The sequence below is a fragment of the Algibacter sp. L4_22 genome (genome assembly GCF_023473045.1).
Lineage (GTDB): Bacteria > Bacteroidota > Bacteroidia > Flavobacteriales > Flavobacteriaceae > Algibacter.
Map to the genome: position 1 here is coordinate 113,949 of NZ_JAMCOK010000002.1, position 21,031 is coordinate 134,979.

The 21,031-nt window shown below is 31.5% G+C and carries 14 protein-coding genes; 8 read left to right on the forward strand and 6 right to left on the reverse strand.

Going from position 1 to position 21,031, the window contains the following annotated elements:
• Positions 1 to 259: 259 nt before the first annotated feature.
• Positions 260 to 2,677: a T9SS type A sorting domain-containing protein gene (locus tag M4I23_RS05145; RefSeq protein ID WP_249753688.1), complete on the reverse strand. Its 2,418-nt coding sequence runs from the start codon at positions 2,675 to 2,677 to the stop codon at positions 260 to 262.
• Positions 2,678 to 3,296: 619 nt separating this feature from the next.
• Between M4I23_RS05145 and M4I23_RS05150 the strand changes: the two genes are divergently transcribed.
• A complete protein-coding gene (locus M4I23_RS05150) occupies positions 3,297 to 3,815 on the forward strand; it encodes a hypothetical protein (protein ID WP_249753689.1) in 519 nt (172 codons plus the stop codon).
• A gap of 50 nt (positions 3,816 to 3,865) precedes the next feature.
• The gene (locus M4I23_RS05155; RefSeq protein ID WP_249753690.1) at positions 3,866 to 4,747 is read left to right on the forward strand and encodes a hypothetical protein; all 882 of its coding nucleotides are present in this window, start codon (positions 3,866 to 3,868) and stop codon (positions 4,745 to 4,747) included.
• Positions 4,748 to 5,012: 265 nt separating this feature from the next.
• On the opposite strand, the gene M4I23_RS05160 is transcribed toward M4I23_RS05155, so the two are convergent.
• Both M4I23_RS05160 and M4I23_RS05165 read right to left on the reverse strand, forming a co-directional pair.
• A complete protein-coding gene (locus M4I23_RS05160; RefSeq protein WP_249753691.1) occupies positions 5,013 to 5,474 on the reverse strand; it encodes a hypothetical protein in 462 nt (153 codons plus the stop codon).
• A gap of 801 nt (positions 5,475 to 6,275) precedes the next feature.
• Positions 6,276 to 8,420, reverse strand: coding sequence for an ATP-binding protein (locus M4I23_RS05165; protein WP_249753692.1), 2,145 nt, complete (start codon positions 8,418 to 8,420; stop codon positions 6,276 to 6,278).
• 262 nt (positions 8,421 to 8,682) lie between these two features.
• Between M4I23_RS05165 and M4I23_RS05170 the strand changes: the two genes are divergently transcribed.
• The 5 genes from M4I23_RS05170 to M4I23_RS05190 all read left to right on the forward strand — a co-directional run bounded on the left by M4I23_RS05170 (position 8,683) and on the right by M4I23_RS05190 (position 12,937).
• Positions 8,683 to 9,300, forward strand: a complete 618-nt coding sequence (locus tag M4I23_RS05170; protein WP_249753693.1) for a YqaA family protein — start codon at positions 8,683 to 8,685, stop codon at positions 9,298 to 9,300.
• 127 nt (positions 9,301 to 9,427) lie between these two features.
• A complete protein-coding gene (locus tag M4I23_RS05175; protein WP_158850097.1) occupies positions 9,428 to 9,718 on the forward strand; it encodes a DUF3817 domain-containing protein in 291 nt (96 codons plus the stop codon).
• Positions 9,718 to 11,010: a mechanosensitive ion channel family protein gene (locus M4I23_RS05180; protein ID WP_249753694.1), complete on the forward strand. Its 1,293-nt coding sequence runs from the start codon at positions 9,718 to 9,720 to the stop codon at positions 11,008 to 11,010. Before M4I23_RS05175 ends, M4I23_RS05180 begins: the two co-directional genes overlap by 1 nt.
• A 228-nt stretch (positions 11,011 to 11,238) precedes the next feature.
• Positions 11,239 to 11,901 carry a hypothetical protein gene (locus M4I23_RS05185; RefSeq protein ID WP_158850093.1) on the forward strand — a complete coding sequence of 221 codons (663 nt, stop codon included), beginning with the start codon at positions 11,239 to 11,241 and terminating at the stop codon, positions 11,899 to 11,901.
• Positions 11,885 to 12,937, forward strand: a complete 1,053-nt coding sequence (locus M4I23_RS05190; protein ID WP_249753695.1) for an alpha/beta fold hydrolase — start codon at positions 11,885 to 11,887, stop codon at positions 12,935 to 12,937. The genes M4I23_RS05185 and M4I23_RS05190 overlap by 17 nt, the downstream gene beginning before the upstream one ends.
• A 119-nt stretch (positions 12,938 to 13,056) precedes the next feature.
• On the opposite strand, the gene M4I23_RS05195 is transcribed toward M4I23_RS05190, so the two are convergent.
• Entirely contained in the window at positions 13,057 to 14,103 is a 1,047-nt protein-coding gene (locus M4I23_RS05195; protein WP_158850089.1) for a pentapeptide repeat-containing protein, read from the reverse strand.
• A gap of 330 nt (positions 14,104 to 14,433) precedes the next feature.
• Between M4I23_RS05195 and M4I23_RS05200 the strand changes: the two genes are divergently transcribed.
• Entirely contained in the window at positions 14,434 to 17,070 is a 2,637-nt protein-coding gene (locus tag M4I23_RS05200) for a T9SS type A sorting domain-containing protein (protein ID WP_249753696.1), read from the forward strand.
• Positions 17,071 to 17,170: 100 nt separating this feature from the next.
• On the opposite strand, the gene M4I23_RS05205 is transcribed toward M4I23_RS05200, so the two are convergent.
• Together M4I23_RS05205 and leuB are read right to left on the reverse strand one after the other, a co-directional pair.
• Positions 17,171 to 19,603, reverse strand: a complete 2,433-nt coding sequence (locus tag M4I23_RS05205; RefSeq protein WP_249753697.1) for a zinc-dependent metalloprotease — start codon at positions 19,601 to 19,603, stop codon at positions 17,171 to 17,173.
• Positions 19,604 to 19,814: 211 nt separating this feature from the next.
• Positions 19,815 to 20,873, reverse strand: a complete 1,059-nt coding sequence (gene leuB / locus M4I23_RS05210) for a 3-isopropylmalate dehydrogenase (protein ID WP_158850082.1) — start codon at positions 20,871 to 20,873, stop codon at positions 19,815 to 19,817.
• Positions 20,874 to 21,031: the final 158 nt, after the last annotated feature.

Genomic DNA, 21,031 nt, shown 5'->3' on the forward strand with positions numbered 1-21,031 from the left:
CAGGAGTTAAAGTCTCTAGGAACTTTTTGATAAAAGAGATAAACCTAAAATATTTTTTTCAAAGTAAATTTGAATTAGTTTAAAAAGATCGGTCAATTTATGGCCGATCTTTTTGTTTTATTATAGTACTAAACGCAGTATTTTATATTTGTAAAATGGTATAAGAAATAGATGTTTAAATTATATATGGCTATTTATTTTTTATACTATTGGTATAAATAGTATTTCACATAGCTTATCCAAAAAAATACCGTTCATATTATTTTTTAGCTAGCTTTTTCAAAGCCACCGTACCATCGTCACTTACTATTTTAATTAGGTATAACCCAGAAGCGATATTTGCTATGTTTAAGAGTAATGAACTATTGTACGCCGATGTTTCTAAAACTTGACTTCCTACTAAGGTATATAACACCACTTTTTTAATGATACGTCCCTCAATATCATGGATATGTAACTGATTATTAACAGGATTGGGATACACTAAAATACTTTTTTCCGGCTCCAAATTGGCATTAGTTGATAGCGTTTCTACCACGTGAGTTTCAACCATATTGGTGATTATGGGTTCATTATAATCAAAAATAATATCCGCTTGGTTTAAAATAGTTGCGCCCACAGGTGTGGTAGCTTTGGGTTTAATTCTATAGGTTACATAGCCCATACTGCCTGCGGTATCGGTATTTTCATCGGGCAGATTAATGTTTTCAAACTTAAAGTTTATTGTATTTGCATTTAAAACATCTACCTCAAGGCTATGGCTAGCTCCCGTAATTTGTAACGTGTTCCAATCTAAATTAGCATCCAACACATTGTCTACATATACGTTTATGGCACTGGCGGTACCGCTATTTTGAAAACGAATTCGGTAATTAAGATAATTTTCTACTGCATCGGGAGTAATAGATGCTCCTTCAAAAACGGTGATATCATTGGGATCATACGAGCCTATAACCAGTTGATTAAAATGAAATGAATTATCAGAAACCGTATAATCATCTATAATAGGTGTTATAGAACCACTAAAACTCAGTATATCATCAATATTTACAGTAGGAGGTTGGGCAATAGTAAAAAAGACCTCAATGGCTCTTATTTCCAATGGTTGTAAATTGGAATATTCCCAAATTAACGTCCCATTCATGGCGCTTAAAGGCGTTTCCGAAGCCGATGCAAATGTTATCAATTCATTGGGGTAATTATAAGTAATCACACCGTTTTGTGTGCCGCCACCAACATTCTCGAATACTAAAAAGTAACTTGCCTCAAAGCCTGGCCTGGCGTCCGAAATGGGCACTAAAGCAATATTAACATCATTTACAGTGGTATTGGCAATACAAAAATTAGTGATGGCTATGTTTTCAAAGTCTGTAAAATTGACCTCTTGGTTTACTGGTGTTTCAAAATAACTGGGTAAGGTACTTGTTAAACCGACATTGAAAGTACCATCGGTAGGTACCTGAATTTCAAAATCGCCTAAACCATCTGTAAACGTGCCATAAATTCCGTTGGTGCCTACCACAGTAATGAGTTTGTTTTTAGCGTAAATACCATCTGTAGTACAATCAGAATTAGAAATATCGTATTTTAATTCGCCTTTAATGGTATTTAAATTGCTGCCACCTGAAGCGCAATTGGAGGTAAAGCTAGCCGTATTATCTACATTATGATACAAATTTTCGCTAGCATAAGTAACATCGTCTACACAAATAAATTCTAAATTTGGATTACTACTTATAAACATATAACGTTCCCCCAACGAATTATAAGGCAATGCTTTTATATTAACATTGTTTCCATTCCTTAAATTCACGTAAGCTAACAGCGGGTTATTTTGAATAAAAAGCAATTGTAGTTTTTTGTTTGAAGATAAATCTAAGCTAGTGAGTGGCAGTTCAGAACAGTAAATTGTTTCTAACTTTATATTTGTTGAAAGATTTAGATCCGATAATAAATTAGCATCAATATCCAAAATACGCAAATTTGTATTGGCACTTAAATCGATGGTTTCTATAGTGTTATCTGAAAAATCTAAATAATCTAAATTTGGATTGTTATTAAGGTTTAGGCTAGTGATTGTATTGCTGTTACAGCGTAAGTTTATGAGGGCAGAGTTATTTTCTAAATTTAAAGCGTTGATGCTGCTACCATAACAATACAAACTTTCTAATGCTGTGTTTTTACTTAAATCTAGATTTCCAACGGGGCTGGCATTAGTGCGCAACGTTTTTAAGACGGTATTTTTCGTTACATCTAAAGATGTCAATAAATTATTTGAATTACATTCTAGGGTTTCGAGCTTTAAATTATTTGAAACATCTAAAGAGGTAAGCCTATTATTAGAAATCGTTAAATAGGTCAGGTTTGCTAATGCAGAGCAATCAAATATACTTATAGAATTATTTCGGCATCGTAACACACTAATATTTATAAAAAACTCAATACCAGTTAAATCCTGTATTTGCATGCTTGCATTTGCAGCAGCACTCAGGTTTGTTAAGTCAAGCGTTCCTGTAAAACTTTCGGCTTCCGTTATTTGTATTTGGTTATCGCCGTTGGTATCAATTACGGGGTTATGGCTTAGTAATTTTGTTTTAAAAACGGCATCGGGAATGCTAATAGTTTGCGCATTTATGAAAAAAGGAACTAAAAAAACAAAAAAGTAAAGGTGTTTCATATACTTAAGTTTGGAGTTACGTTTTTAGATGGCTAATATAATAAAAAAAATAGCTCAAAATCGATTAAGCGTATTGTTTCGACGTTAAAAGGCATTCCTTTATAAATGCCTTGTTTCACATTCATAGAATCTCGATTTTAAACTTGGCCTCATAAAATTTTGGTTAAAACAATCGAGCGCTTGGTAGCGACTATTTTACATAACGGCTAATTATAGATACATAAGCCACCAATTGGCTTGTACATAATTACTATCGATATAAGTCTACGACGTTATATCTGTAATTATGTCAAATATCGCCCAAAAGCGCTATTTCGCTAATTGTTATAAATTGTACTATAATGTACCGCGTTATGTAACTTGAGCTTGGGTTTAAAAGCTCAAGTTTATTACATGTTTTTCTTTATTTTTTTATACTATAAATTTTTCTCTACGATGTTAATGGAACACGCTTTTTACAAAGCGACGATAGGAGAGAAGTGGAATGTGTGTGGAGTGGATAAACTTTGTTAACTAATGTTTATAATTTTTAGTTTTTTTCTCACTAAACAATCTTAAATTGTAGTCTCTAATTCTTACAGAAATATTGAAAAATATTTCCTATTTAAATAATTATTTAATGTCTGAAAAAAAGAAAGAAGAAACTAAAGTTAATATTGTAAGGTCATTGGCTCCAAAAATCATTAAAGATGCAAAAGAGCTAAAAAGAATTAAACCATATCTAGATTCCCTAAAATCAGGTATAGAAGCAAAAGGAGTCACCAATATTGCTGTTACAGGAGATTACGGTTCAGGAAAAAGTACAGTCTTGGCAACTTTTCAAGATAGAAATCAAAATTACGAGTATATCAATGTTTCTCTAGCTTCTTTCAAAGAAGAAGATAAAACCCCTTTTAACTCTGTCGATGATAAAGGAAAGTTAAAGAAGATATTAGATATTGACCGTTTACTTGAACTAAGTATACTTCAACAAATTTTCTATCATGTTGAACCCAAAGAAATACCCGATTCTCGATTCAAGAGAATAAAAAGTATTTCTAATAAAAAATTAAAAGCATTCGCGTTAGGTTCAGTAATATGGCTAGTTTCTTTTGCAGTATTGTTTATTTATGAAGGTTTAGAAAAATTTCTGACTTAGCCTATATTGAAAATCAGTCAAATAAAATTGAGATTTTAAATGAAGAAAAGATGACAATCTCTTGGGATAATGTTTGGACATATTATAATTCTTCAGACAATAAGATAGATTTAATGCTTGTTAATTATTTAAACCTAGACAATAATTACAAACAATTAAAGAAAAACAAATACTCAAGTGAATTTCATGACAATGAAATCATAAAAAAGTTTACAATATCCTTAATTGAATGTAATGGACTTACAATTGAAAGTTATAAGTATTTACTAAAAAGCGTTCCTAATACATTAAATAGATGGAATAATTTAGGTTTAGAAAATTTGGATGAAGATAAAGTTATGTACTTAATTAATAATCATTTTTTAACATTATCAGAATCTAACTATGATTTTTTAAGAGAAATATTCCCTAACTTAAAAATAACTTTAATTGAAGATAACCAACAATTTCTTATACAAGCTATTAATGACGAAGAATTGTCACTTACAACAGATGAAGTAGATTCTATTTTAAATTCTATAAATATTAAAACATCAATAAAATCGAATTTGCTTGCAAATTTTGCAAGGGAAAGAATAATTAATGAAACAGAAATTGCTAAAATTGCTGGTATCGTTTTTTCAGAAATAGGATATAAAAAATTAAAATATTCAGAGATAAATTCAATTTCAAAGAGCGCCAATTCTAATACAATAAGAATGAAAATTCTCGAAAATCATTTTGACCAACTAATTGACCCAGAAATTCAAACTTTGGTTAGTGATTTATCTGGTGATTACAAAAGAATGTTTATCAAGAATAAAAGACCTAGATTTAATAACACAAAAGAGAATTTAAATCTAATTGAGCGTTTGTATCAGAAAAATTTAATAAAAAAATTCTCTTTTGAAAAAGAAGGTAAATATATTAGAACACTGGCTAATACGAGTTAATTTTGCTTTTTTACGATTAACATATTTTGACCTCATAGAATTTTGGTAAAACAATAGGAGAGAGGAGCGTAATATTTTAGGGGATTAGTTACTGTTATTATTGGTTTTCCTGCGTTTTAAAGCGTTTTCTACAGAAATCTTGGTTAGTTCCAATGTTTCCTAAAATATAGCGTAACGAGCCGTAATTGTTTCCAAAATTATATGCAGTCATGATTTTTTTGTTTCTTTTTTTATCAAGAAAAAAAGAATAGAATGTTCAATTCCTTTATCCGTATTTTTTATCTAACAGGTAACAATCAAATGATACACTATCATCGAAATATTCTCTTTCAAAAGCGTCTTCACAAATTGCTAATTTGGTCTCTGAGTCATATATAGTTTGATTCATTTCCTCAACTTCCGCTAAATAAAACAACCACATTAGCTGGTCAACTTTATGTTGATTTTCGTAAAGAATTTTTGCAATTTTTAGATCAGGTTCTGAAGCCTTAATTAAAATGGTCCACTTTTCAAATCCAGCCATTTTAGCTATGACATGTTGAGCCTTCATTAGAGTGAAATTTTCTGCATCAAGATTGAAATCGTCAATAACTAATTCGATATCGAAATGCTTTGGCTCAAATTCATATGACAATTCACCAAATTCATTGTTAAAGACAAGTTTTCTAGTTTTAAAATCTCTGTGTAAGTTTTTTGATTGAAGTTTAAAAAAGTCAATAGTATTCATAATATAATCCGTTGTTCAAAGATTATTATCCAAAAGAATGTGCGTTCGTAAACTAATGACGGATAATAAGCCTTGAGGGTTTATATTATCAATTATGGTTGATGAAATCTTTGCACGAACGAGCAGGCATACCATAAGAACCTTTTCCAAATTTAAACAATTTGTTTGAGTTAATTTTAAGACTGAATGTTTTTTTATCAACAACTAGGTGAGCTATAAAGATTTGAATTCTATTTTACATAATATTAATAGTTCTAAATAAAAAAGTTTAAATAGTTGTGAAAATAGAATAAGTGCTTGGAATTTTATTTTTTTAAAATTTAAGCTCTTATGGGAAGCTTGCGAGAATCGCGTAGAAAAAAATATTGTGCACAATTATTCAAATACGCTAAATTTTCAATAACAGTAAAAAGGTTAGCTTTTATTTTGGCGCTGGCAAGCGATGGATAATTGTGTTATAAATAAATTGCAATAGGCAATTTGATTTTATAAAAGCAATCGAGCGTTTGGCAGTGGCTATTTTACATAACGACAAATTATAGATACAAATAAATAATTAACTGTGCGTAGCACACCGATTCTTGTTTAATGACCCAAGTTAAGATTATACAATAGTACCTCAATGTTTCTGGGATATTTTACATAATATCATTATAGCTATCAAATGGAAGACTTATATACTTCTTTGTACTAAACAACATAAATGAACATTTGTACTATAATTAATATTATGTAAAATAGAATATTTAAACTCATACTCTATATTCTCAAAATTCACAATAAATAACTTTGTATTGAGATCTAGCTTGCAACATTCATTTGGATAATTTCATTAAGCTGATTTTTACCAATAGGTTTATTAACAATACCATTTATTCCAACCGCATTACACTGTTCTTTAACTTCACTTATTTCTAAAGCAGTTAATGCTACAATCTTTGTGCTTGGTTTAAAGGATTTTATATTTTTAGATGCTTCAAATCCATTCATTATTGGCATATTAATATCCATTAAAACCAAATCAAAATCATCAGTTTTACAGCGTTCAACAGCTTCCAGTCCATTATTCGAAATAGTACAAATATGTCCGATAGATAAAATAAGTTTATTGGTAATCATTTGGTTAATTTTATTGTCTTCAACCACTAAAACCCTTAAAGGTTTTTTACTTTTATGCATGGTACTTTTCGCTATAATATCTGGTGTAGCAATTTGGCAAGGTATAATAAACGAAAAAACACTACCAAGGCCAAGTGCACTTTCTAACATAATACTTCCTCCCAAGGTTTCTAAATGGTTTTTAACAATAGATAAACCTAGACCAGAACCATTAGATGTATTTTTTTCTGTGGCTTGTCTAAAATTTTCAAAAATTAATTTATGGTTTTCACTAGCCACTCCTATTCCTGTATCTTCAATTTTAAACTGTAAAAAATCAATATCGTTTTTGGTTTCAACAAGTAAAACACTAATATTAATGCGGCCGTTACTAGTAAATTTTATAGCATTTGATATTAAATTATCCAAAACTTCGGTAAGTTTTAAACTATCAATATTATAAAGGTTATCTATAGATTCTGGTAGATTTAAAACGATATCGTTATTCTTTTCTGTAGCTGAATAATTAAGCGACTTAACCAAATCGTTAATCAAAACATGTAAATTAATAATTGCTTTTTTCTCCGCTACCCTATTAGATTCAATTTCTGTAATTCGTAATATTTTATTAACAAGTTCCTGTAATCTATTCCCTGAAAACTGCAAAGAACTTATTAAGTTTTGATGTTCGGTATCCAATGTTTTATCATCGGAAAGCATGGATGTTATACCCATTATGCCGTACAAAGGTGTACGTAACTCGTGACTAATACTGGTTAGTAACTCGGATTTTAGATTAGTTAAATGTTCGGTTTTCGTTCTCACATCGTCTAAATCCTTATGTCTTTGGCGTACTTTAAACGTATTAATTATAAATATAACTAAAATGGAAAATAACACAAAAGAAACAACAACAGCCGTAATAAGATTAATTCTAAAATTAGCAGTTTCTGTTTGCAATTTAGCCTCAGTGAGCTCTTTTTGGTATTCACTAACTTTAAATTGCGTATTTAGTTCTTCTAATTTTAAACTCTTTTCTTTATTAAAAATTAAATCTTTATAAAATTGAAGATTTTGTAAACTTTTAATGGCTAAAGCATAATTAGATTCTTCTTGGTAAATATCATACTGCAATTGGTAATTATCTATAAGTTCTGGGTATAAGTTATTTTCTTTAGAAATAGATATACCATTTTCTAAATAATTATTTGCAGTAGTATATTCCTTTTTCTGCTTATTGTAAAGTGCCTTTAAATAATATAATGTAGCAAAATAAACGGGCTCTTCAATGTTATAAGTTTCTAATGTCTCGGTAGCAGAATCTAAATACGGTAAGGCTTCGTCTGTTTTGTTAAAATCTAAAAATAAACTAGCCATGTTTAAATACCAAGCAGCTATATTACTTTGTTTACCTGTTTTTTCAGCAAATTCAAAAGCTTCATTATAATAGTTTATGGCGCGATTTAAAGTTTCTTCTTTCTTAGAATATACGTTTCCCAGACCATTTAATGCCGACGAAATAATGAAATCATTATCTAATTCTCTAGCAAATTTAAGCGTTAGTAAAAAGTATTTTTCAGCACTATCATTATCATTCAATATCTCGTACGTACTGGCTAAACTGTTATAAGCTTTAGCTTGTTCTTCTTTAATATTAGATATGTTTGCAAGTTTAACAGCAACTATGGAGTAGTTTAAAGCGTTCTCAAAATTAGAACCCAAGTTTTCCTTATCGGCCAGATTGATTAATACATCAATGCTATCCGCAACTTTTGTTGTGCTAGTCTTAGGTTGGCTAATACAGAAAAAGTTAGAAAGTAGTAATATGAATAGTAATAGTTTATTCAAGTCAAGCTTATTTGATTTGGAATGTTAAGTTATTGATATAATTTATTAAATGCAAAAATAAGTATATAATGTCATCTTTTTTTTGTGAATTATCTGTTTTCATGTGTTTAGAACATAAAATATGGATGAATAGGTTTTAATTTATAGTTTTTCTTAAATATATTTTTTTAGAATAAAATGTTAAAATACTGTTATGTAAAGTTCGCGACCTTTTTCCGACTAAAAAATAGGCTATATTTGCCACCCAAAAATTATTATATTAATGAAACCGGATCCAAAATCGAAAGCTAAAAAATCTAAGTTTAAGCTTTTACATCAATACTACTCTTATACAGGGTTTTACAGCTTTGTTTGGCAAGCAGTAAAAAAGGCTTTGCCCTTTATTATTGGTATTGTAATTTTGGTTTATGTAGTAAATCACTTTTATGATATTAATAGAACACTCACGCATTTAACAGAAGTTCTTCCTGCTTACGGCGTGCTTAGTTTCTTTTTTGCTTCTGAAACACTTTTAGGACTTGTACCACCAGAAATTTTTATTGCCTGGGCAGGTAAAATGCATAATCCTTGGCTTTATTTAGGACTTCTGGCTGTACTATCTTATGGAGGTGGTTTAGTTTCCTATTGGATGGGACGCACAATTACCAAAATTCCATCGGTACATAATTACATTGCCGTTAAAATGGAAAAGCAACTTAAAAATTCCAAAAAATGGGGTGGCTTTTTAATTATGGTTGGTGCCGTATTGCCACTACCCTTTTCTATTGCTTGTTTAGCAGCCGGTATTATAGAATTTCCCTTTAAAAACGTGATGCTTTTTGGTTCATTAAGGTTTATTCGTTTCGCTATTTATGGCATCATTATTTTTAGCGCCTTGTAGATTTAGATTTTTATAAAAACCCTTATCTAACTCAAGAAGTCTCCTCTCCTATTTATCTTATATTTTTAACGATTAATATGAAGGGTTTACAACTTTTGTACCTTATTTTTGCAGGAAAATTTATAGCATGTTTTCACTTTTAAATATTTTTAGAATAGTAGCCTTTTTAGAAGGTGTATCTTATCTTTTATTATTATTTATAGCCACTCCAATTAAATATATGTCTGGAAATCCAGAATATGTAAAGCTTTTAGGTATGCCACACGGTATGCTTTTTATAGTATATATTATTCTTGCATTTTTAATTAAGAGTGAAATGAAATGGACAAGTAAAACATTTCTTTTTGTACTTATTGCTTCTGTAATTCCTTGCGGAACTTTTTATGTTGATATGAAACTTTTAAAACCCGCCAATTAATGCAAAACACTTCAATTAAAACATCTATTGAAACAACCATAGAAGGAACAGATTATAAGCATGTAATCTACAACTACTTGGTAGATACGCTTCATCTAACAGAATCTTCTGCGAAGTACCTTAATATGCTTGGGTTGGTATTGGTTTTAATTCTATTTGTAGGTGTTATATTTTTTCTAACTAGAAAAATATTAATTCGTGTGTTTTCTCAGTTTGCTTCAGCATCAAAAACAAACTTCGACGATTTACTCGTTAAAAATAAAGTTCCAAGAAACATATCGCACATAATACCTTTACTTATAGCTTTAGAGTTTATCTCTGAGGTTTTTGTCGATTTTCCTTATGCTGAAAGTATCGTTGAAAAAGGGCTTCGTGTATTTGCTATTGTTGTAACACTCTGGATTGTTAGAAGTTTATTAAGTACGCTTAAAGATTACTTAAAAACGCTTCCTAGATTTAAAGACAAGCCTATAGATAGCTACATTCAAGTCTTTATGATATTTGCTTGGTTAGCCGGTTTTATGTCGGCTATTGCAATTATTACAAGTATACCTTTTATAAAGTTTATTACGGGTCTTGGAGCCGTTTCTGCTGTTATTATTCTTGTTTTTAAGGATACTATAATGGGTTTTGTTGCCAGTATTCAAGTATCTATTAATGATATGGTGCGCATTGGCGATTGGATTACTTTTGAAAAATATGGTGCCGATGGAGATGTTACCGAAATTAATTTAGCGACTGTAAAAGTTCAGAATTTTGATAAAACGATTACAACCATTCCTACTTATGCCTTAATTTCCGATTCGTTTAAAAACTGGCGCGGTATGGTAGAATCTGATGGTCGCCGTATTAAACGTGCCATAAACATAAAAATGGATAGTGTTGTTTATCTTTCTTCGGAACAAATAAATAAGCTTAAAGGCATCGAAATTATTTCTGAATATTTAGAAAAACGCCAAATGGATATCGATCAATATAATAAGGATAAAAATATTGATAAAACCATGGCACTTAACGGACGCAACCTAACGAATTTGGGTGTCTTTAGAAAGTATGTTGAAACCTATATTGAACGACACTCTGGCGTTAATAAAAACATGATGATCATGACACGCCAACTTGCGCCAACGGCAGAAGGAATTCCTTTAGAAATTTATGCTTTTAGTAGTGATAAAAGATGGGAGAATTACGAGTACATTATGGCCGATATTTTCGATCATACTATTGCTGCTGTTCCGTTTTTTGAATTAGAAATTTTTGAATATCCTACTAAGTTAAATTTTAAAAAATAATTTCAAAAACTATAAGTGTTTTCAAAAACCAGATTGTTTTTAGCTTTTTAGCATAACACTATATTTTCATCTAAAACAACCTGTAAAGCGACGTAAACACCGTTAATTAACAGTTTAAATACTTGTTTTACAGTGTTTTATTTTATAATTTAATTAACTTTTAATTGGTTATCTATTAACATTATTTTAAATTTATAAAAGTAGTTTTGTGTTTCTAAAACACATTCTATGCATAAAAAACTACGTTTATTAATTCCTGTTTCACTACTTTTTTTTAAAACAGGATACACACAAAATTTAGAAAAAACAAAAAAGCAAGTCGATCTGTCTTCCTATTCTTTTATAGATAGAACAGAATTTAAGGCGAGTTATTTTGGTAATATTTTTTGGAATAATGGGCTTACTATTGGGGCCGAATATCTCTGGATAGAAAAGGATAAAATTAAGCATAAGAGAAAAGGGATTAGAACCAATAAACATCAATTTCTTCTTACCGGAAATTTAGGCTTCACCTCTAATTTTTCTTCAAAAACGGATACCGGTGTTTTTACAAATTATGGAGTTACTTGGCGAAGAACAAACAAAAAAGGAAAGCAGTTTAGTATAGAGTTAAATCCTTTAGGTTACTACCGTTCTTTTTTACCAGAAACATATAAAGTTACGGGCAATAATGTTGAGAAAGTATCGCTTCCTGGACGAGGCTATTATGCGCCTTCTATTTCTGTAGGAATTGGAAAGGAACGGCCTGGAAAAAAAATAACAGGTCGGTATTTTAACATAAATTTCATGTTAAGAACACCGTATAATGCGGGAAGTTTACCTGCTTTTAATTTTGAATATGGTTACCGTTTTAATTTTAAAAAGAAAAAAAGAGATGCAGAAAGCAATTAATAATTACTCAAAAATAGTACTGCTAGTGGTTGCTTTGGTCATGATCTTTTCATGTTCTAAAGACCAAAATATTAACAATTTAGATGAAACTATATTCGTGCGCCATAAAGATGCAGATATGCCAGCGTATATTCATGGTAATGCTTCAGAAAAAATATTCTTAATAATATTGCATGGAGGCCCAGGCGGTAATGGATTGGGATACCGCGCAAATACAATTAAAAGTGACATTGAAAAAGAATGTGCAGTAGTTTATTTTGACCAAAGAGGTTCTGGTATGGCACAAGGAAGTTACTCCAAAAATGGCATAAGTATAGATATTATGGCTCAAGATGTTTTGGCTCTTGTAAAAGTTATTAAGCATAAATACGGAAGTGATGCTAAGTTCTTTCTTATGGGGCATAGTTGGGGTGGCACCTTAGGTCCTGCAACACTATTAAAAGATCAAAGTGATTTTTTAGGATGGATTGATGTCGATGGCGCACACAACCCTAAAGGTTTATATTTTGAATATATCTCCAATTTTAGAATTGTGGCTACAGAACAAATTGAAGCGGATAATAGTGTCGAATTTTGGCAAAATGCATTAGATATAGCAAATAATGCAAACCAAACAGCATATAATAGCGATGATGCTTCTAAATTGAATAGTAAAGCTCATAATGCAGAAACTAAATTCGAAAATGATGGTCTTAATAATGAATCGCAAGACGATAGCGACAAATTTATTTTTAAATATAACATACTAACAATGCTTTGGACTGGAAGTAATACCCAATCTATTCTAGCAGATCAAGGACTTTGGGAAACGGTAGATTATACAAACCAACTTCAAGAAATTACCATTCCTTCTTTAGTACTTTGGGGTAAGAATGATATGGTTGTTCCTATAAAATTTGCTCAAGATGCTTATGATAATTTAGGTTCAAGCTCAAAAAAGTTAGTAATCTTTGAAAACTCTGGGCACTCCCCTATGTTAAATGAACCAGATTTATTTGCTGAAGAAGTGATTCAGTTTATTAATACAAATAAGTAAACTTCTCTGTGTTATAAAATATTTTAATCTCAATAAAAACCTGTTAATCGTAATATTAACTGGTTTTTTATTGGAGGTTTATATGTTTCTTGATAAGAATATTAACTTAGATATCTTCTTTAACGTCTTAAAATCATCGGTTGTTTAAGCTTCGATGTTTCATAATAATAAACGCTATCAATTTTATAGGTTTCGTATAATTCCGAAGCACCTTTAAGTTTTAATTTATCTTTAATGTATAACAGCCAATCTCCACGATCTACTTTTACACTATCTAAAACAGTATGCGTTAAGTTCGCACCTTTTAATTGAGCTCTAATTAAAAAAGCGCCAGTTAAATTGGCACCTTCTAAATTGGCATTAATTAAATTAACATCGTCCATGTCAACATGTGTTAAATTAGCGTTTTTTAAATTGGCACGTTGTAAATCGACATTCATTAAATCTGATCTCGATAAATTGGCCTCATTTAAATTAACATCTCGTAAAACAGCTCCTCTCAATTTGGCATCAATTAATTCCGATTTAGTGAAATCACTTTCTTGTAAAATTTCATCAACAAAAAAAGATGACGCTATTTTACTTTTACACAGCGAAATAAGTAATTGTCCACGTTCTGGACTTATAGCTTCATCAATAAGTTTATCGCCAACCATGTATCTATACGGTTTCATAGCGCGGCTTAAAGCAATAATACGCCCAGCTAAAGTATTTGATAATCTTGATGATGCATTGTTTTTTAATTCACTATTTACATCGCTTAAAACCTCTCCCATAATAAACATTTGGGTAGAACGGCGCGAAGCTTCTGCCAAATGTGTTTGTGTTTCTATTTTACTATTCTGTATTTTTAACAAGCTATTTTGGTAAAACATTAAAGTAGTTGGTAATAACGCAACCAGCAAGCCAACAACACCAATACGTGTAATACGCCTAATTAAACTCGCTATTAAATTGGATGTTGTATTTATAGATATTTTACGCTGTTCGTTAAATTCGTTTATAGAATTATAAATACTCCGCTTTAGGTTTTTACCTGCTATTAATGTTCCTACAAATTTAAATAGTCCACGCTTTTTAGGTTTACCTTTTTTATTACTAAGTTTTTCAAGCTTTTCTTTAAGAATCGCATTTTCACGCTTTAAGGAATCTATATGGTCAATCATTTTGGGGTGTTGAAATTTATCGTCTTCTTATAAAAACAAATTTAGTACTTTAAATTGAAAAGCTAATCCTATCTAAAATAATTGATTTTTTTGCAAAAACGATCAATTTTTAATAAACTAATCAGCAGTCTGTTATGTATAAATTACATATTTATTTTTTCACTTTTTAAGTTTACTCCTACAATTGAATTTTTCAAATTAAATCGACGAAATGCGTTTTTAATTGATAAACAACGTGTTTTTATTATGAAACACGCTTTAATTCTTTTATTTATTAAATATTTAACTTACGTTTGCTAGTGCCTTTTAACCTACAATCCCAAATTTATTATGAAAAAGTCGTACAAAAACCTTTTATTAATTCCAATTATATTTTTATCATTATATCTCAATGGACAAACACTTGAAGGATCACAAGCTAGCCTAGTTCAAAATGGTAGTACTTATACGGTTATAGTTGAAGACCCTTCTAATAATTCAGGTGAATTTCAACTATATCCCGACATATTTTATGATATTGATGCTGATCAAATTATTTATAATTTTAGAAATAGTGATTTTATAGAAATCCCTTTGGATTTTAATTTTACAGGTGGTACGGTAACAGGAATTACAGGTATAAATGTTAATGCAGTTCAGTCAACGGTAGATGTTTCTGCTGTTACGGCTTCGGTTGCTAGTTCTGGAATTGGTGTAACGATTAATACGGGGACGGCAACTACTGCTGGAACAACTTATGGACAAATTGTATTCGATTTAGTTGTTCAAGGTGTCACTTCAAACACGCTTCCAACAATAACAGGAACAACTTCGGGACAAACCGTTAATGATGATAGTACAATTTTACCTTTTTCAACTATAAGTACAACAGATGCCGATGGCGATGCGCTTTCTGCAACTATTTCTTTAGATATCAATGCTAAAGGTACGTTATCGGGAATGAGTTTATCAGGAACAGGGCCATATAACATTACAAGTACAACTGCTGCACAGTTACAAAGTAAATTAAGAGCTTTATCTTTTAATCCTACAAATAATAGAACAGCCACTTCTGAAACTACAATTTTTACAGTAGTGGTTAACGATGGTACAAGTAATAGCTCTGATACTACCACAACTGTTATTTCTAGTGCAGTTGCTCCAACAGTAACCAGTGTTTCGGTTCCGGGCGATGCCACTTATACTGCTAATGAAAACTTAGACTTCGTGGTTAACTATAATGAAAATGTTATTGTTAATACTACCAATGGAATACCTCAATTAAGCATTACCGTTGGCTCTACAACACGTTCGGCAAATTACGAAAGTGGTGGCGGTACAGATGCTTTGGTATTTAGATATACTATTCAAACTAATGAGATAGACACCGATGGAATAACTGTAGGTACTTTAACAGTAAATGGTGGTACTTTAAAAGATTATGGGCAGCTAGAAGCAAATTTAACCTTAAATAGTATTAGTTCTACTACTGCTGTTTTAGTAGATGCAACGCCTCCAACAGTAACTTGGACAGGTGCAACTGATAATGATTGGGATACTGCTTCCAATTGGGACACTAACTCTGTACCAGTATCATATGCCGATATTATAATTCCGTCTAATTTAACAAATTATCCAACTGCTTCAGAAGCGGTAATATTTAATTCACTAACCATTAATTCTGAAGCTTCTTTTATTCCTCAAAGTACGGCTACAGGAATAATAACTTATAAAAAAAATATCCCTGATACAAATTGGCATTTAATAGCCGCTCCTGTTTTTGGAGAGACTATAGAAGACTTAATAAATGAACCTAGCAGCAATTTTTATGCTGGATCGGGTTCTAGAATTGGACTTGGTTATTATTTTAGAGATATGACTAATGCTTGGGCATATTCCGAAACATCGACTACCGGTACTTTAGATTCAGGTGAAGGTATATCTGTAAAATTAGATAGTCCTAGAGATATTTCTATTACAGGAACTGCTAAAACATCAGATTTTGACAGATTATTATTCACTGGAACTATAAATAATTATAATTTAATTGGTAATCCTTTTACAGCTTATATAAACTCTGCAAGTTTTGCTGCTGCAAATACAGCATTACTTAGCGAAGAAACTGTTTGGGTATGGAATGGCACTAGATATATAGCACACAATGCTTTAAACCCTATTGAAATCGCTCCTGGACAAGCTTTCTTTGTAAACGCATCGATGGAAGGAACTGCAGTTTTTAAGGCATCAAACCGAAGTCATAAACCTTCTGAGAATGTAACACCTGAAACTCCTAATATTAAATTATTTTTAGAAAGAGGACCAGTTAAAATATCGACTGAAATTTTCTATAAAGCTGGTACAACTACAGGTTTTGATAGTGGATACGATTCCGAAATAATATCTATTCCTGTTTCTGGCGAAGGCTTTGATGGCAATAATAACGACATAGCTGTATTTACTAAATTGGTAGCTGGCGGAAGTAGTAATTTAGCAGTGCAAACTTTGCCTGATTCCGATTACGAAAATACAGTGATTCCAGTAGGCGTAATTGGTTCTAGTGGAGATATAATTACTTTTTCATCTGAAATTTTTGATCCTTCAGGTACTCAAGAAATCTATTTAGAAGACCGTGAAAAGCATGTGTTTACAAAAATATCTGAAACAAATTATACCACAACCCTAACAACTAATCTTACTAGTGAAGGACAATTTTATATCACTACAAAACTTGTCCCATCATTAAGTACTAGTAATATTGAAAACAAATCTAAATTCTCAATGTATCCAAACCCTGGTTCTAATAACGTAAAATTAAAATCTAGTTTAGGAGGCGATTTCCAAATTATTAATCAATTAGGGCAAACTGTAAAAACATTCAATACGCAATCTACAATTGAAACTACAGTTTACGTTGGTAATTTAAGCGACGGTATGTATTTTGTAAAAGCTACAAACGGTGCTTCACAAAAATTAATGATTAAAAAATAGTTTACTAAAGTATTAATAGATAAAAAAGCGTGAATTCTATATTAGAATTCACGCTTTTTAAATTTTATAATATAGTATCTATCTTATTAAAACTTTACGCCTATTTAGGGTCTAAAATAGTATTAATACGCTCTAAACAATCTTTATAGTGGTATTTTGTGGTTGTGTTAGTAGAACGATAAGACGCACTAATAACAATCTTTTTCAATACAGATAATTCTCCTCTAGCTAAAGCTCTAACATCTGAAGATTCCGTCATTAAAAAAGCCATACGCTCAATATACGCTCGTTGTAAATTACGACGATAAATATCTACATTTTTAGTTGCGTTAGCTTCTACCCAAAGTCCCTTACGAACATCCTGTAATAACTCTAAAGCAGAATAATTATTTGCATCTATAGTTTCATGATCTATTAAACGTTCTAAAATCTCCTGGCTTAATAACTTATTTAAAAAACTACTTTGGTATTTACCTAAATGCGATGTATAACCTTCATAATCTGTTCGGCTTAAAAGTTCTTTTTGAACTAACCAACTCGGTGTTGTAAATGCATTTTCATGCAACCATTGTACAGATGCCTTTTGAGTTACTTTAGGCACAGCTTCAAACGGAATTCCTGATTGGTTCGGGTTAATTAAATTCTCATGCACACCTCCAACATTGGTTAATACATGACTAATATAACGACGCCACGCTCCAAATAATTCATCATATAATTCCTCTAAATCATCGTAGTCATTAGTGATATCACTAGTCCATTCTGGTAAATGGATAGAAACATACTTTAAGTTTTTAAGCGCATAAGTACTCGCTTTTATAGCATTGTTTCCTATATCTTCTGTTTGTGATGTAGGGTCAAAACGACTTCTTTGTTTTCCGAATATATATTTTGGGTCACCAGCCTTTTCAAGAATCCAACCATCTAAAGTTATTAATTCGGCCTCTGGAGTATGCGCTTCTGGAATTACACGATAACCCCAATTAATAGCATAATCATCGTAAGCTCCTAATTTTCTAATAAACCTAATGTTTTGATCTCCAGGTTGCGCAATATAATTATAACGCGCATAGTCCATAATAGTAGAAGCAATGCCGTTTTTTTGTGTAAAATCGCCATTTCTATAGCTTTCAACATCGTAAGCTTTACTTGCGCTCATGTTATGTGGTAAACCTAAGGTATGCCCTACTTCGTGAGCAATTACCATTTTCATCATTTCACCAATATCTTCTTTGGGTGTATTTAATGTTCTAGCCGCAGGATTAGCCGCGCCTGTTTCAATTAAATATCTATTTCTATACGATCGTAAATGGTTATGATACCAAATAATGTCACTTTCAATAATTTCTCCAGTTCTTGGGTCTGATACACTTGGTCCACTAGCATTTCTAGTTGTACTGGCTACGTAACGAATTACTGAATAACGTATATCTTCAGGGCTAAAATCAGGATCTTCTTCTATACTTGGTGGGTCTTTTGCGATAATAGCATTCTTAAAACCAGCTTTCTCAAAAGGACCTTGCCATAACTCTACACCTTCTTTTATGTATTTACGTAAGTTTTCTGGCGTAGCAGGATCTAAATAATACACAATAGGCTTAATAGGTTCTACCAATTCACCACGAGCATAAGCTTCGGGATCTTTAGGTTCCATACGCCATTTACGAATAAATGTCTTGGTGTCAGATTTTAATGCTTCACTTCCATAATCTACATAATCTAAAGTAAACCATCCCACACGTTCATCTGAAAAACGAGATTGCATAGGGTTTTCTGGTAACAAAATCATAGATTGATTCATTTGTAAACTTATAGACTCACCACTTTTAAAAGATGGCGGTGCAGATGCATTGTAAGTCATATCTTGTACAACTTCAATATTCTCAGGAAAACTCTTAACACTGTTTATAAAACTTCTAGAAGCATCTAAGTTTTTTACCTTGTATTCACTGCGCATATAAGCTGGCAAACCACTAATCGCTTTAACATCACTCGTATAAAATTTAGTAACATCGATCACTACAGCAGTAGAATCTTTGCTAAACGCACTAATATCAAAAGCAAATAATGTAGGTTCGTAATTATTAGATTTAACCGAAATGCTAATAGGTAACTCTTCATTAGCTACCGAACTATAAGACTTCTCTTTAATTAATATTTTGTTTTTAAAACGCTCCCACGTTACTAAACGCGAATTGGTTTTAGTTCCCGCATTAACATAGCCGTCTCCCATATTAGTTGGCAGTTTAGAAATTCTGCTTACCAGAAGCATATCTTTTCCTAAGTGCTCCATAGGGATTTCATAAAAGTAAGACTCTCCAACTTGGTGTGTTTTAAATAAACCATCATCAGAAACGGCACTTTTAGTAATCACCTCGTTGTATGGTTTTATTTTACCCTCTTTTTTCTTTTCAACGGGTTTAGATATTTCACTTTTATCTTTTTTATTCTTTTTTCGTTTAGATTGTGCATGGTTGGTTGTGGTAGTCAAGCACATCACTAATGATAAAGTTGCTAGTATTGTTTTTTTCATAAAGAAAGAGTTAGATATATAATCTTTAAAAATAAAAAATTAATATCATTAATACTTTTTTTTCACAAAATGTTAAGGAAAATAAATATTGCAATTACGGATTTATTGTTTTCAAAAACTTTTACTTAGAATTTAATATTTATTACAAATAAAAAAGCGTGAATTCTAATATAGAATTCACGCTTTTAAAATTTTATAATTAAAAGACTTACTAAATATTAGCAGCCAAATAATCTCCTACTTCTTTAGTACCGTAAGCTTTTCCACCATCGGATAAATCTTCAGTAACAATACCTTCAGCTAAAGCTTTGTTAACAGCATCTCTAATAGCTTTACCTTCTTCAGGTAAGTTAAAAGCAATTTCAAACATCATTGCTGCAGATAATACCATAGCCATTGGGTTAGCAATATCTAATCCTGTTGCTTGTGGGTAAGACCCATGAATAGGTTCAAACAAAGAATTATCAGTTCCCATAGATGCCGATGGCATTAACCCCATAGATCCAGAAATAACCGAAGCTTCATCGGTTAAAATATCACCAAACAAGTTTTCAGTAATTAAAACATCATAACTATTTGGCCATTGCACCAAACGCATAGCAACTGCATCAACAAGTTCATAACTTACTTCAACCTCTGGGTAATCTTTTTCCATAGCCTGAACAGTTTCTCTCCATAAACGAGATGTTTCTAAAACGTTAGCTTTATCAACACAACACAATCTCTTAGAACGTGTCATCGCTAATTCAAAACCTTTTTTAGCCAAGCGTTGTACTTCTACACGTGTGTAAACACAGTTATCAAAAGCCGTTTCACCACCGTCTCTTCTACCCTTTTCTCCAAAGTAAATTCCACCAGTAAGTTCACGTAAAAATACTAAATCAGTACCTTCAATACGTTCTTGTTTTAAAGGCGATTTATCTAATAAAGACGGAAACGTAAAAGTTGGTCTTAAATTAGCAAATAAGCCAAGTTGTTTACGCATTTGAAGCAAACCATTTTCTGGTCGAACTTTTGCCGAAGGATCATTATCAAAACGAGGCAGACCAATAGCGCCAAATAAAACAGCATCCGAAGCTAAACAAACTTGATGCGTACTATCTGGGTAAGGCTCTCCAACCGCATCAATTGCTGCTGCTCCTGTTAATGCCGGTTTCCATGTTATTTCATGTCCAAATTTTTTCGCAACCGCGTCACTAACTTTTTGTGCTTGCTCCATTACTTCAGGTCCAATCCCGTCACCTGCTAAAACTGCTATATTAAATTTCATCTTTTATTGTATTTAATCTTTAATTTTAAAATATTCTTTTCAATAATCCTTTGGGCGTTACCCTAGGGTCGGGCTTTCACTACTCGCTTCCTCCTACCGTCGGCGAGCTCAAACAGGCCGTTCTATCCCTAACGCAAGTTGATCTGCAATGTTCCGTT

Bases quoted from the DNA above. Each gene is read 5' to 3' on its own strand.
- M4I23_RS05145 (WP_249753688.1), bottom strand. From the start codon at position 2,677: ATGAAACACCTTTACTTTTTTGTTTTTTTAGTTCCTTTTTTCATAAAT.
- M4I23_RS05150 (WP_249753689.1), top strand. From the start codon at position 3,297: ATGTCTGAAAAAAAGAAAGAAGAAACTAAAGTTAATATTGTAAGGTCA.
- M4I23_RS05155 (WP_249753690.1), top strand. From the start codon at position 3,866: ATGACAATCTCTTGGGATAATGTTTGGACATATTATAATTCTTCAGAC.
- M4I23_RS05160 (WP_249753691.1), bottom strand. From the start codon at position 5,474: ATGAATACTATTGACTTTTTTAAACTTCAATCAAAAAACTTACACAGA.
- M4I23_RS05170 (WP_249753693.1), top strand. From the start codon at position 8,683: ATGAAACCGGATCCAAAATCGAAAGCTAAAAAATCTAAGTTTAAGCTT.
- M4I23_RS05175 (WP_158850097.1), top strand. From the start codon at position 9,428: ATGTTTTCACTTTTAAATATTTTTAGAATAGTAGCCTTTTTAGAAGGT.
- M4I23_RS05180 (WP_249753694.1), top strand. From the start codon at position 9,718: ATGCAAAACACTTCAATTAAAACATCTATTGAAACAACCATAGAAGGA.
- M4I23_RS05185 (WP_158850093.1), top strand. From the start codon at position 11,239: ATGCATAAAAAACTACGTTTATTAATTCCTGTTTCACTACTTTTTTTT.
- M4I23_RS05190 (WP_249753695.1), top strand. From the start codon at position 11,885: ATGCAGAAAGCAATTAATAATTACTCAAAAATAGTACTGCTAGTGGTT.
- M4I23_RS05195 (WP_158850089.1), bottom strand. From the start codon at position 14,103: ATGATTGACCATATAGATTCCTTAAAGCGTGAAAATGCGATTCTTAAA.
- M4I23_RS05200 (WP_249753696.1), top strand. From the start codon at position 14,434: ATGAAAAAGTCGTACAAAAACCTTTTATTAATTCCAATTATATTTTTA.
- M4I23_RS05205 (WP_249753697.1), bottom strand. From the start codon at position 19,603: ATGAAAAAAACAATACTAGCAACTTTATCATTAGTGATGTGCTTGACT.
- leuB (WP_158850082.1), bottom strand. From the start codon at position 20,873: ATGAAATTTAATATAGCAGTTTTAGCAGGTGACGGGATTGGACCTGAA.